This is a genomic window from Burkholderia sp. GW821-FHT14F03, assembly GCF_058803765.1.
Genome location: NZ_JBXAPG010000004.1, coordinates 96,630 through 109,094, shown reverse-complemented (window position 1 = coordinate 109,094; position 12,465 = coordinate 96,630). Strand labels below are relative to the sequence as shown.

General features: G+C 66.4%; 10 protein-coding genes. All 10 read right to left on the bottom strand.

Translation table 11 applies throughout. The annotated features are described in order from the left end of the window. Positions 1-8: 8 nt before the first annotated feature. The 10 genes from rsmG to AC1RQF_RS04215 all read right to left on the bottom strand — a co-directional run bounded on the left by rsmG (position 9) and on the right by AC1RQF_RS04215 (position 12,377). On the bottom strand, positions 9-647 hold the full coding sequence (gene rsmG, locus AC1RQF_RS04260) for a 16S rRNA (guanine(527)-N(7))-methyltransferase RsmG (RefSeq protein WP_274004410.1): 639 nt from the start codon (positions 645-647) through the stop codon (positions 9-11). A 47-nt stretch (positions 648-694) separates the two neighbouring features. Next, on the bottom strand, positions 695-2,668 hold the full coding sequence (gene mnmG, locus AC1RQF_RS04255; RefSeq protein WP_274000147.1) for a tRNA uridine-5-carboxymethylaminomethyl(34) synthesis enzyme MnmG: 1,974 nt from the start codon (positions 2,666-2,668) through the stop codon (positions 695-697). 164 nt (positions 2,669-2,832) lie between these two features. Further along, a complete protein-coding gene (locus AC1RQF_RS04250) occupies positions 2,833-3,591 on the bottom strand; it encodes an ABC transporter ATP-binding protein (RefSeq protein WP_443111607.1) in 759 nt (252 codons plus the stop codon). Beyond that, the gene (locus tag AC1RQF_RS04245; RefSeq protein WP_492871380.1) at positions 3,591-5,375 is read right to left on the bottom strand and encodes a branched-chain amino acid ABC transporter ATP-binding protein/permease; all 1,785 of its coding nucleotides are present in this window, start codon (positions 5,373-5,375) and stop codon (positions 3,591-3,593) included. Before AC1RQF_RS04245 ends, AC1RQF_RS04250 begins: the two co-directional genes overlap by 1 nt. Positions 5,376-5,380: 5 nt before the next feature. Then, positions 5,381-6,436, bottom strand: coding sequence for a branched-chain amino acid ABC transporter permease (locus AC1RQF_RS04240; RefSeq protein ID WP_274000144.1), 1,056 nt, complete (start codon positions 6,434-6,436; stop codon positions 5,381-5,383). Positions 6,437-6,528: 92 nt separating this feature from the next. Then, the gene (locus tag AC1RQF_RS04235; RefSeq protein ID WP_492871379.1) at positions 6,529-7,686 is read right to left on the bottom strand and encodes an ABC transporter substrate-binding protein; all 1,158 of its coding nucleotides are present in this window, start codon (positions 7,684-7,686) and stop codon (positions 6,529-6,531) included. 158 nt (positions 7,687-7,844) lie between these two features. Beyond that, positions 7,845-8,804, bottom strand: a complete 960-nt coding sequence (locus AC1RQF_RS04230) for a hypothetical protein (RefSeq protein ID WP_492871378.1) — start codon at positions 8,802-8,804, stop codon at positions 7,845-7,847. A 457-nt stretch (positions 8,805-9,261) separates the two neighbouring features. Further along, the gene (locus AC1RQF_RS04225) at positions 9,262-10,236 is read right to left on the bottom strand and encodes a branched-chain amino acid ABC transporter permease (protein ID WP_274000140.1); all 975 of its coding nucleotides are present in this window, start codon (positions 10,234-10,236) and stop codon (positions 9,262-9,264) included. Next, positions 10,236-11,120, bottom strand: coding sequence for a branched-chain amino acid ABC transporter permease (locus AC1RQF_RS04220; RefSeq protein ID WP_492871441.1), 885 nt, complete (start codon positions 11,118-11,120; stop codon positions 10,236-10,238). Before AC1RQF_RS04220 ends, AC1RQF_RS04225 begins: the two co-directional genes overlap by 1 nt. A 60-nt stretch (positions 11,121-11,180) precedes the next feature. After that, positions 11,181-12,377 (bottom strand): ABC transporter substrate-binding protein, encoded by a 1,197-nt coding sequence (locus AC1RQF_RS04215; RefSeq protein ID WP_274000138.1) that lies wholly within the window; start codon positions 12,375-12,377, stop codon positions 11,181-11,183. Positions 12,378-12,465: the final 88 nt, after the last annotated feature.

The following is a 12,465-nucleotide window of genomic DNA, read 5'->3' as shown; positions in this document are numbered from 1 at the left end:
CGCCCCGGTTAAATTGCTTCGTCGAGCTCGACTTGGATCATGTGCCGCTCCGCCTCGAGCATCGGCACGACCAGACGGATCGTCTGCTTCACGTGCGCCCCATCCGGCAGGCGCGCGATCTCGTCGTCAGGATGCACGCCCTTCATCGCCCAGATCGCCCCACCCGGCGCAACCAGATGCCGGGCAAGTGTAACGAAGTCGGAGAGATCCGCGAATGCCCGCGAGACGATTGCATCGAATTTATTCGGCACCTCGACACCCGGCCGCAACGATTCCACCCGGCCCGTGACCACGGACAGATTGCCGAGCTTCAGCTCGGCCTTCGCCTGGTTCTGGAATGCGGACTTCTTGTGAACGATGTCGTTGAGCGTGACTTGCCAGTCCGGCAAGACGATCGCAAGCACGATGCCGGGCAAACCGCCGCCCGAACCGACGTCCAGCACGGACGATGCGCCGCGCGGGCTCAGGTGCGGCACGATCGACAGCGAATCGAGAATGTGCTGGATCAGCATCTGGCGCGGATCGCGAATCGCGGTCAGGTTGTAGACCGCATTCCATTTCGCGAGCAGCGCCACATAGTCGAGCAGCTTGCCGTGCCGCTCATCGGTCAGCGCGACGCCCAGCGCCTGCGCGCCGTCGGACAACATGGCCGCCAGCGCTTCCCGGCTGGCCTGGGATGACGGATGGCGCGCCGTCATTGCTGCGTCGGGACTTGCGCGCCCCCCGTGTCTGCCGTGGATGCCGCGCCCTTCCCGTTGCCGCGTCTACCCAGCCCGCGCTTCAAGTGAACCATGAGCAGCGAAATCGCCGCGGGCGTGATGCCCGAAATACGCGAGGCCTGCCCGATCGTCTCCGGGCGGAATTGATTCAGCTTCTGGCTCGCCTCGAACGACAAACCGCGCACCTCGGTGTAATCGAGCCCTTCCGGCAGACGGGTGTTTTCATGTGCACCATTGCGCTCGATCTCGTCCGCCTGACGCTCGATGTAACCCTGATACTTGACCCCGATCTCGATCTGCTCGTTGATCTGTGCGAGCAACACCGGATCATCGGCCAGCGCTTCCGCCGGACCACACTCGCCATTGCGCAAACCGCACACGCCTTCGTAGCTGACACCCGGGCGACGCAGCAGCTCGGCCAGGCTGTATTCGTGATCGATCTGCTTGCCGAGCAAGGCCATCGCCTCTTCGGCCGGCAAGGTCTTCGGCGTTACCCAGGTCGTGCGCAGGCGTTCGGTTTCACGTGAAACAGCATCGCGCTTGCGGCTGAATGCATCCCAGCGAGCGTCGTCCACGACGCCCAGCTCACGCCCGATCTCGGTCAGGCGCATGTCGGCATTGTCCTCGCGCAGGCTCAACCGGTACTCGGCCCGGCTCGTGAACATCCGGTACGGCTCCAGCACGCCACGCGTCACCAGATCGTCGACCAGCACGCCCAGATAGGCCTGATCGCGACGCGGGCACCACGCGTCCTGCTCCTGTGCATAGCGGCCCGCGTTGATACCGGCCAGCAAGCCTTGCGCCGCCGCTTCCTCGTACCCGGTCGTCCCGTTGATCTGGCCCGCGAAAAACAGGCCGTTGATCACCTTGGTTTCGAGTGATGCCTTCAGGCCGCGCGGATCGAAATAATCGTACTCGATCGCATAACCCGGGCGCAGGATATGCGCCTGCTCCATACCCCGCATCGAGTGCACGAGATCGAGTTGCACATCGAACGGCAGGCTCGTCGAGATCCCATTCGGGTAGAACTCGTTGGTCGTCAGCCCTTCCGGCTCCAGGAAGATCTGGTGCGCGTCCTTCGAGGCGAAACGGTGAATCTTGTCCTCGATCGACGGGCAGTAGCGCGGCCCGACGCCTTCGATCACGCCTGTATACATAGGCGAACGGTCGAGACCACCGCGGATGATGTCGTGCGTGCGTTCGTTCGTATGTGTGACCCAGCACGGCATTTGCTGCGGATGCTGTTCCACCCGGCCGAGGAACGAGAACACAGGAATCGGATCCAGATCGCCGGGCTGCTCTTCCAGCTTCGAGAAATCGATCGTTCGGCCGTCGATGCGCGGCGGCGTTCCAGTCTTGAGGCGCCCTTGCGGCAGCTTCAATTCCTTCAGGCGCGCCGACAGCGAGACCGCCGCCGGATCGCCCGCGCGGCCGCCTGTGTAGTTGTTCAAGCCAACGTGGATCTTGCCGTCGAGGAAGGTTCCGGCCGTGAGCACCACTGCCTTGGCGAGAAAGCGAATGCCGATCTGCGTGACCGCGCCGACCACGCGATCGCCTTCGACGATCAGGTCGTCGACTGCCTGCTGAAACAGCCACAGGTTGGGCTGATTCTCGAGCCGGTGCCGGATTGCCTGCTTGTACAGCAAGCGATCGGCCTGGGCGCGCGTCGCGCGGACCGCCGGCCCCTTGGACGAGTTCAAGATACGGAACTGGATACCGCTTTCGTCCGTGGCGGCAGCCATCGCCCCGCCCAGGGCATCGACTTCCTTGACCAGATGACCCTTGCCGATCCCGCCGATCGACGGGTTGCAGCTCATCTGCCCGAGCGTCTCGATGTTGTGGGTCAGCAGCAGCGTCTTGACGCCCATGCGGGCGGACGCCAAAGCGGCTTCCGTGCCGGCGTGACCGCCGCCGACAACGATTACGTCGAATTCAGTGGGAAAAAGCATTGCGGACTTCGTGCGAGGGGGGCCGCGCACGAACCTTCAGAGAAATGTATGGGGCGAATTATAGCGGGTTCGCTTTTGGCCCGAATTTCATCCGAATGGCCAACCAACAAAAACGGCGTGTTTCACGTGAAACACGCCGCCTTTTTCCAACACCCGGCGATCGCCTAGGCCGACTTCCTGGCCAGGCCCAGGTAGGTTTCGATCACCCGTGGATTGCGCGCCAACTGCGCCGCCGGCCCCTCCAAGGCGAACTCGCCGGTCTCCAGCACATAGGCGTAGTCGGAGATCTGCAACGCGGCCCGGGCGTTCTGCTCGATCAACAGCGTCGCGACCCCGGTGCTGCGCAGCGCGCTGATGATATGGAAGATCTCCTTCACGATCAGCGGGGCCAGACCAAGGCTCGGCTCATCGAGCATCAGCAAGTCCGGCTTTCCCATCAACGCACGGCCGACCGCCAGCATCTGCCGCTCCCCGCCGGACAGCGTGCCGGCCGCCTGACGGCGCCGTTCCTTGAGCCGTGGAAACAACGAGAACACCGGATCGAGCTGATCGAGAAAGCGCGCGTCCCCGGCGCGCTTGCGGCGGTATGCGCCGAGCACAAGGTTGTCCTCGACCGACATCGACGCAAACAGCTCGCGCTTCTCCGGCACGAGGCACATCCCGCGCGCCACCCGCTGCTCGACGGGCAGCCGCTCGACCTGTTCGCCGCGGTAGCGCACCGCCCCATCCGCATGACCGCTGGCCGGCAGTGCGCCCATGAGCGCATTGAGCAGCGTCGATTTGCCCGCGCCGTTCGGTCCGATCACGCTGACGATCTGCCCTGCCCCGACCGCGATCGCCGCGCCATGCAGCGCCTCGACCTTGCCGTAGCGCACCGAGAGGTCCCGCACGTCGAGAATCGGCGTCGTTGCCTGCTGCGTCATCATTCCACCCCGCCGAGATAAGCTTCCAGCACCGCCGGGTCTTTCTGGACCTCCTCCGGCAAGCCTTCCGCGATCCGCGTACCGAATTCCATCACGACCAGCCGGTCGGTGAGATTCATCACGAAATCCATGTCGTGCTCCACCAGCAGCACGCTCATGCCCTCCGCCCGAAGCCTGCGCAGCAGGTCCGCCAGTTGCTGCTTCTCCTGGTAACGCAGGCCGGCGGCCGGCTCGTCCAGCAACAGCAAGGTCGGATCGCAGCACAGCGCACGCGCGATCTCCAGGATCCGCTGCTGCCCGAGCGCGAGGCTGCCGGCCTCGTCGTGCATGTGCGCTTCGAGCCCAACGCGTCGGATCTGACGCGCCGCTTCGGCCATCAGGCACGCCTCCTCGACCGCATTCAGCCGGGCAATGCTGCGCCACACGCCGGTCGAGCCGCGCAGATGCGCACCCAACGCGACGTTCTCGAGCACGCTCATCGACGGCAGCAGCTTCACGTGCTGGAACGTCCGACCAATCCCGCGCGCGACGATTTCACGTGAAACCAGCGTATCGATCCGCTCGCCCCTGAAGCGGATCGAGCCGGAAGTCGGCCGCAGCACGCCCGTCACGAGATTGAATGTGGTCGACTTGCCCGCGCCGTTCGGGCCGATCAGGCCGATGATCTGCCCTGCCTTCACCTCGAAGCTGACGTCGTTGACCGCGACGAGCCCGCCGAACTGCTTGCGCACGCACTCAACGACGAGCAGCGCATCGCCCGCGCGCGGCTTGTCACGCTGCGGCAGCGACGCCGCCTGTTCGGGCGCCATCGCAGCCGGTTCGCGCGGAAACAGTCGGGCCACAAAGGGCCAGACGCCTTGCCGCGCATACTGCAGCAGCACCACCATCAGCACGCCGAACACGATGATCTCGAAGTTGCCGTCCTCGCCGAGCAGCTTCGGCAGCAGCGTCTGCAGGTAGTCCTGCAGCACGGTGAGGATCGCCGCGCCGAGCACCGCGCCCCACACGTGCGCCACGCCGCCGACCACCGCCATGAACAGGAATTCGATGCCGTGGTTCAAACCGAACGGCGTCGGATTCACCGCGCGCTGCAGGTGCGCGTACAGGAAGCCGGACACCGATGCGAGCACCGCGGCATACACGAAGATCACGACACGCATCCACGCGGTGTTCACGCCCATCGCCTCGGCCATTACACTGCCGCCGCGCAGCGCACGGATCGCGCGGCCGGGCCGGCTGTTCAGCAGGTTCTGGACCGACACCACCGCGCCCAGCACCACGACCCAGATCAGGTAGTAGAAGCCGCGCCCGCTGTCGAGCGTCACGCCGAACACGCTCAGCGCGGGAATGCCGTTGATCCCGTCGTACTTGCCGAGCAGGTCGAGATTGCCGAACAGGAAGAACAACGCGAGCCCCCATGCGATCGTGCCGAGCGGCAGGAAATGGCCCGACAGCCGCATCGTCACCGCGCCGAGCAGCAGCGCGATCAGCGCCGTCAGCACCACGCCGGCGAGCAGCCCGAGCCACGGCGACCACCCCCAGGCAGTCGTCAGGTAGGCGGTCGCATAGGCCCCGATGCCGACGAAGGCCGCCTGCCCGAAGCTCGTCATCCCGCCGATGCCCGTCAACAGCACGAGCCCGATCGCGACGATCGAATACAACCCGATGTAGTTCAGCAGGGTGATCCAGTATTCCGGCACCCGCAGCACGCCGGGCAGCACCGGCAACGCGAACAGCAACGCGAGGAACAGCCAGAACAGCCGGTTGCGGATCAATGTCTTCATCGCCCTCACTCCTCGCCCTCTTCCGCATGCGGCGTCGCCAGACTGCGCCACAGCAGCACCGGGATGATCAACGTGAAAACGATGACCTCCTTGTACGCACTCGCCCAGAACGACGAGTAGGATTCGAGCACGCCGACCAGCAGCGCGCCCGCGGCCGCGAGCGGGTAGCTGACGAGCCCGCCGACGATCGCCCCGACGAAGCCCTTCAGGCCGATCAGGAAGCCCGAGTCGTAGTAGATCGTGGTCAGCGGGCCGACCAGGATGCCGGACAGCACGCCGAGGCCCGCCGCCAGCGTGAACGCGAGCCGGCCCGCCTGCGTGGTGCCGATCCCGACCAGGCGCGCGCCGACGCGATTCACCGCGGTCGCCCGCAAGGCCTTGCCGGCGATCGTGCGATCGAAGTACACGTAGAGCGCGGCGATCAGGACGAGCGCCGTGACGACGACCCATACGCTCTGCAGCGACACCGACAGCGCGCCGATCGAGAGCGAGGCATCGGCGAACGGCGCCGTGCGCGAGCCTTCCGCGCCGAACATCACGAGGCCGAGGCCGACCAGCGCGAAATGCACGGCGACCGACACGATCAGCAGCAGCAGCGTCGAGCCCTCAGCGATCGGCTGGTACGCAAGCCGGTACACGAACGGCCCCATCGGCACGACGATCGCCAGCGTCAGCGCGATCTGCGCGAGCATCGGCATTGCCTGCGGCGCGACGCTGCGCGCGACCGCGAGGATCGCAAGCGGCAGCAGCACGTCGCGCCCCGCGAGCAAGGCGACCGTGCGGGCCAACCGGTGCCGCCGTTCGCGATGCCGAGCCAGCCCGCCCAGTTCGAGCAAAAAGCAGCCGATGCCCATCGCGACCAGCAGCCAGCAGGTCGCCGGCACCTTCTGCGTTTGCAGGGCGGCGAGCGTGAGCACGCCGTACGACACGAACTCACCCTGCGGGATGAAGATCACCCGCGTGACGGAAAACACCAGCACCAGCGCGAGCGCGAGCAGCGCATAGATCGCGCCCGTCGTGACGCCGTCCTGGGCAAGGATCGCCGCAATCGAAATATCCATACCGTTTCTTCATCCGAGATTTCGTCCGGGATCGTCGGGACCGAGCGACGCCGCGGCCCGCGAGCGCGCTCGAACGGGACAGCCGCGCAGCGTCAGTCCGCCTGCAGCTTCCACTTGCCGTCGACGATCTGCACCATCACCCGCGCGCGCGCATCGAAGCCGTTGTGATCGGTCGGCGTCGTGTTGATCACGCCGTGCGACACCGGCAGGTCCTTCACGTTCTCGAGCGCCGCGCGCAGCGCCTCGCGGAACGCCTCGGTGCCCGGCTGCGCCTTCTTCAGCGCCTCGGGAATCGCGCGCGCGAGCATCAGCCCCGCATCCCACACGTGGCCGCCGAAGGTCGACACCGTGCCCGCGCCATAGGCCTTCTCGTACGCCGCCTTGTAGGCCTGCGACGGCCGCTTCGCGGGGTTGGAGTCGGGCAGCTGGTCGGTCACGAGCACGGGGCCTGCCGGCAGCAGCTCACCGTCGCAGTCCTTGCCGCACACGCGCAGGAAATCGTTGTTCGCGACGCCGTGGGTCTGATACACCTTGCCCTTGTAGCCGCGCTCCCGAAGCGCCTTGGCCGGCAGCGCGGCCGGCGTGCCGGCGCCCGCGATCAGCACCGCCTCGGGATGCCCGGCGAGCGTCTTCAGCACCTGGCCCGTCACCGATGCGTCGGTGCGGTTGTAGCGCTCGTTGCTGACGATCTTCAGCCCGTTCGCCGCGGCGGCGGCATTGAACACCGCGTACCAGCCCTCGCCGTACGCGTCGGCGAAGCCGATGAAGCCCACCGTCTTCACGCCGTGCCCGGCCATGTAGCCGCCGATCGCGTCGGCCATCAGCCGGTCGTTTTGCGGCGTCTTGAACATCCAGGCGCGCTTCGCGTCCATCGGCGCGATGATCTGCGCGCTCGCCGCGAGCGAGATCGTCGGCGTCTTGCCCTGCGCGACGGGATCGATCATCGCGAGCGAATTGGGCGTGACGGACGAACCGATGATCGCGTCGACGTGATCCTCGTCGATCAGCTTGCGCACGTTCTGCACTGCCCGGCTCGTGTCGGAGGCGTCGTCGAGCACGATGTAGTCGACCCGCTTGCCGCCGATTTCGCGCGGCAGCAGCGCGACCGTGTTCTTCTCGGGGATGCCGAGCGACGCGGCGGGCCCGGTCGCGGACAGCGTGACGCCGATCTTCAGCTGCGCCGACGCGGCCGTCGCGCTCCCCAGCAGCCCGGCCGCGCAGGCCATCGCCATCCATCGCTTCATCTTCATTGCGTGTCTCCAAACGCTACGCGAAACGCGTATTGATCGATCCGGCCCGGGGCCGGCGCTGACTTCCACGTGAAACCGCGCGTGCCGCGCGCAACAAAAAAGGCGCGTCCTGCCGCACGCGCCTTCCATTCCGCTCCCGTCCTGTCGCGAACCTGCTGCTAGCCCAGCGCCGGCATGCGCCGGCCGCCGGTGAGGCCGACCCATGCGCGGGCGCGAGCGCCAAGGCGCGCGTGATCGGTCGGGTGCAACGTGAAAACGCCGGACAACGCATGCTCGAGCGCCGCCGGTATCGCGGAAGGCGGCAAGCTGTCCGCCTTCCGGGCGCGGCCGTCGACAGTCGAGCCCGGCCTGTGTCCGCAGGCCGGCTCACGCGTGAGCGTGCACGGCCCGGCGGAACGTGTATCGGGCCATGCGCCTGCCGCCGCCAAGCAGATGCCAATGCGATTGTCGTCGCGAGCCTGCGGGAAGTCTTGATTGGAAGCGTTCTGCGTCTGGCGGATCGCGATGGCGTCGTTGCACGCTTGCCTCGGTTGCCCGGAAGGCAGAGCAGCCCTCGCGATCGCCGGCGCGGCGGGAGGCTCGTCCCGCGCCATCCTTCCCTGCCCGCTCGCAACGGTGGCGTTGCGCGCGAAACGTCCGCTTGCCGCCGTCGTGCGCCGGCGCGCCGCGACGGCACCGCTGAGCGCCGTGAGCCGGTCGGCGTTGCAGCCAGCCGCGGTGATCGCGCCGCGCTCAAGCACCCACGAACGGCCGCCTGCCCTTGAGCGATTGGTCCATCGCGCCGCGAACACCCGAGCGCACCTCACGCCCATCGGCTCGACCCGCGACGCGCGCGAGCCCGGGACGACATCGATCATCCCGGGCGAATCCGGTGCCGCGATGGTGATGTCGATCAGATGGAGGGAGAAGTTGACGGTCTGGGCGGCGTCGCCCCTGCCGGCTTGGGCCTTCAGACCGGGGGCTGCCCTAGCCAATCGGGAGATCGCGCGCTCGCCGGTGATGCGGAGCGACACCGCGGCACCCGCGGCCCGATCCCCCTCGCCCTTTCCGGCGCCAGCCTGCGCCGGCCCCGCGAGATATGCCGCCCCGATGCCGAAGAACCGCCACGCCCGCTTCATCAAACCCGTCTCCGAGATTCGCGCTGCTCGTTGCTCTGGTCTATTGTGTGCTGCTATTCCCGACTACCCGGTCAGTGAAAGGCGAGTGTAACGGACGCGCGCGGCACGCGATAATCGGGTAAGCCCGAGGCGGAGGATGGGACGGAGCGGAGCCGCACGACGCGTGCAAATCGCGCGCGCAAAGAAAAAGCGCTGTTGGATTCCGTCCAACAGCGCTTCCGTGGGTCCGGGCACTGAGTGCCTCGATTGTCTCCTCGTTCTCCACCTGCAAATTCGTTTCGCGGTGCATCAGAACTGAGACGAAGATTAAAGCAAGCCTACAGGGCGCGACAACCTAGCATTTACCCCTATGGTGCATCGCCGCACGAAATTGGGGCGCCGGACAGGCGTTTCCAGCGGCATTTCCACGACAAATTGAATCGGATTCCGAACGATTTTGGTGCTCCGCATCATCCGCTCAGGAGGCGCGCAACGGCTTCAATCGCGCGATCGCCTCGCCCACGATTCCACGCCGGAACGCCAGCACGCAGGCGATGAAAATCAGCCCGGTGACGATCGTCGCCGATTCGCCGAGCGACTGGAACCACTCGATGCCAGTCGAGGCCGCGAGCCACGCGCCGATGTCGCCCAGCCGGTCCTCGAGCGCGACGATCAGCGCGGCGCCGACGAGCGGCCCGAACAGCGTGCCCATCCCACCCACCAGCGTCATTAGAATCACGAGGCCCGACATGGTCCAGTAGGCGTCGCCGAGCGTCTCGAAGCCGAGCACGATCACCTTCAGCGCACCGGCGAGCCCCGCGAGCGCCGCCGACAGCACGAACGCGAGCAGCTTGAAGCGATCGGTGTCGTAGCCGAGCGAGATCGCGCGCGGCTCGTTCTCCTTGATCGCGACGAGCACCTGGCCGAACGGCGAATGCACGACGCGCACGATGAACAGGCACGCAAGCACCACGATGGCGAGCACCACGTAGTACAGCGCGAGATCGGACCCCAGGTCGAGCAGCCCGAACAGGCGGCCGCGCGGCACGCCCTGGAGGCCGTCCTCGCCGTGCGTGAACGGCGCCTGCAGGTAGATGAAGTACACCATCTGCGCGAACGCGAGCGTGATCATCGCGAAGTAGATGCCCTGCCGGCGGATCGCGAACAGGCCGACGACGAGGCCCAGCAGCGCCGCCGCGCCGACGCCCGCGAACACGCCGGCCTCAGGCGTCGCGCCCACCGTCTGCAGCGCGTAGCCGGTCACATAGCCGGCCGTGGCGAGGAACATCGCATGCCCGAACGACAGCAGCCCGGTAAAGCCGATCAGCAGGTTGAACGCGGCCGCGAACAGCGCGAAGCACAGCACCTTCATCACGAACAGCGGATACGCGCCCGCGAACGGCGCGACGACCAGGGCGGCCAGCAGCAGGCCATAGAGCGCTTTCTTCTGCATCATCGTTCCTTGCCGAACAAGCCTGCGGGGCGAACCAGCAGCACGATCGCCATGATCACGAACACGACCGTCGCCGACGCCTCCGGATAGAACACCCGTGTGAAGCCCTCGATCACGCCGAGCAGCAGCCCGGTGAGGATCGAGCCGAGAATCGACCCCATTCCGCCGATCACGACCACCGCGAACACCGTGATGATCATCGGCTGCCCCATCAGCGGCGACACCTGGATCACCGGCGCGGCGAGCACCCCCGCGAACGCCGCGAGCGCGACGCCGAAGCCGTAGGTGAGTGTGATCATGAGCGGCACGTTCACCCCGAACGCCTCGACGAGCCGGGGATTCTCGGTGCCGGCGCGCAGATAGGCGCCGAGCCGGGTCTTCTCGATCACGAACCAGGTCGCGAGGCACACGGCCAGCGACGCGACCACCACCCATGCGCGATAGTTCGGCAGGTACATGAAGCCGAGGTCGGTCGCGCCCGCGAGCAGCGCCGGCACGTCGTACGGCTGGCCCGACGAGCCGTAGACCGAGCGGAACACGCCCTCGACCACGAGCGTGAGGCCGAAGGTCAGGAGCAGCCCGTACAGGTGATCGAGCCGGTACAGCCAGCGCAGCATCGAGCGCTCGATCAGGATTCCGAACAGCCCGACCAGGATCGGCGCGATCACCAGCATCGCCCAGTACGGCAGGCCGAGATACGCGAGCCCCATCCAGGCCAGCATCGCGCCCAGCATGAACAACGCGCCGTGCGCGAAGTTGATCACGTTGAGCAGCCCGAAGATCACTGCGAGCCCGAGGCTCAGGATCGCGTAGAAGGATCCGTTGACGAGGCCGAGCAACAGCTGGCTCAGCATCGCCGACATCGGTACGCCGAAGATATCCATCGAATCTGCCATCCGGTTGAAATCATGCCGCGCGCCGCTCCCCGGCGCGCGGCGCGGCCCTCACTTCCAGAGCGCGCAGCGCGATTCCTGCTTGGTCGCGAACGCCTGCTCGCCCGGGATCGTCGCGAGGATCTTGTAGTAGTCCCACGGCTCCTTCGATTCCGACGGCTTCTTCACTTCCATCAGGTACATGTCGTGGATCATGCTGCCGTCGGTTCGCACGTAGCCCTTCGCGTAGAAATCGTCGATCTTCTGCTTCTTGAGCTGCGCCATCACCTTGTCGGAATCCGTCGAGCCCACCGCCTGCACCGCCTTCAGATAGGTCGTCACCGACGAATAGTCAGCCGCCTGCAGGCTCGACGGCATCTTCTTGGTCTTCGCGAAGTAACGCTGCGCCCACTTGCGCGACGCCTCGTCGCGATTCCAGTACCAGCTGTCGGTCAGCACGAGGCCCTGGGTGGTGTCGAGGCCGAGGCTGTGGATGTCGTCGATGAACACCAGCAGCGCCGCGAGCTTCATCGTCTTGGTGATGCCGAACTCCTTGGCCGCCTTGATCGCGTTCACGGTATCGCCGCCCGCGTTCGCGAGCCCGAGGATCTGCGCCTTCGAGGCCTGCGCCTGCAGCAGGAACGACGAGAAATCCGACGCCGACAGCGGATGCCGCACCGCGCCCAGCACCTGGCCGCCGTTCGCCTTCACGACGTCGGAGGTGTTCTTCTCGAGCGCCTTGCCGAACGCGTAGTCGGCGGTCAGGAAGAACCAGGTCTTGCCGCCCTGCTTCGTCACCGCGGAGCCCGTGCCCTTCGCGAGCGCCATCGTGTCGTACGCGTAGTGGATCGTGTACGGCGTGCACTGCTCGTTGGTCAGCGTGTCCGCGCCCGCGCCGATGTTGATGTACACCCGCTTCTTCTCCGCCGCGACCTGGTTCATCGACAGCGCGGTCGCCGAATTGGTGCCGCCCACCAGCAGGTCGAGCCCGCCCCGGTCCATCCATTCGCGCGCCTTCGAGGCCGCGATGTCCGCCTTGTTCTGGTGGTCCGCATAGATCACCTCGATCGGCTTGCCGTTGACCTTCCCGCCGAAGTCGGCCACCGCCATCCGGATCGCCTCGAGGCCGCCCTGGCCGTCGATGTCGGCGTAGAGGCCCGACATGTCCGTGATGAAGCCGATCTTCACCGTATCGGCGGCCTGCGCCGCCGATACGGTCGAAAACGCCGCGACGACGACGCAGGCGCGCGCGAGGGTCTGCAATTTCATGAACGTCTCCTGTGTGATGCGTTGTGGTTGTAGGTGCAGCGACAGCGGAAACGGAAACGGAAACGGAAACGGAAACGGATAGGATCCC

Bases quoted from the DNA above. Each gene is read 5' to 3' on its own strand.
- rsmG (WP_274004410.1), bottom strand. From the start codon at position 647: ATGTTGTCCGACGGCGCGCAGGCGCTGGGCGTCGCGCTGACCGATGAG.
- mnmG (WP_274000147.1), bottom strand. From the start codon at position 2,668: ATGCTTTTTCCCACTGAATTCGACGTAATCGTTGTCGGCGGCGGTCAC.
- AC1RQF_RS04250 (WP_443111607.1), bottom strand. From the start codon at position 3,591: ATGACGCAGCAGGCAACGACGCCGATTCTCGACGTGCGGGACCTCTCG.
- AC1RQF_RS04245 (WP_492871380.1), bottom strand. From the start codon at position 5,375: ATGAAGACATTGATCCGCAACCGGCTGTTCTGGCTGTTCCTCGCGTTG.
- AC1RQF_RS04240 (WP_274000144.1), bottom strand. From the start codon at position 6,436: ATGGATATTTCGATTGCGGCGATCCTTGCCCAGGACGGCGTCACGACG.
- AC1RQF_RS04235 (WP_492871379.1), bottom strand. From the start codon at position 7,686: ATGAAGATGAAGCGATGGATGGCGATGGCCTGCGCGGCCGGGCTGCTG.
- AC1RQF_RS04230 (WP_492871378.1), bottom strand. From the start codon at position 8,804: ATGAAGCGGGCGTGGCGGTTCTTCGGCATCGGGGCGGCATATCTCGCG.
- AC1RQF_RS04225 (WP_274000140.1), bottom strand. From the start codon at position 10,236: ATGCAGAAGAAAGCGCTCTATGGCCTGCTGCTGGCCGCCCTGGTCGTC.
- AC1RQF_RS04220 (WP_492871441.1), bottom strand. From the start codon at position 11,120: ATGGATATCTTCGGCGTACCGATGTCGGCGATGCTGAGCCAGCTGTTG.
- AC1RQF_RS04215 (WP_274000138.1), bottom strand. From the start codon at position 12,377: ATGAAATTGCAGACCCTCGCGCGCGCCTGCGTCGTCGTCGCGGCGTTT.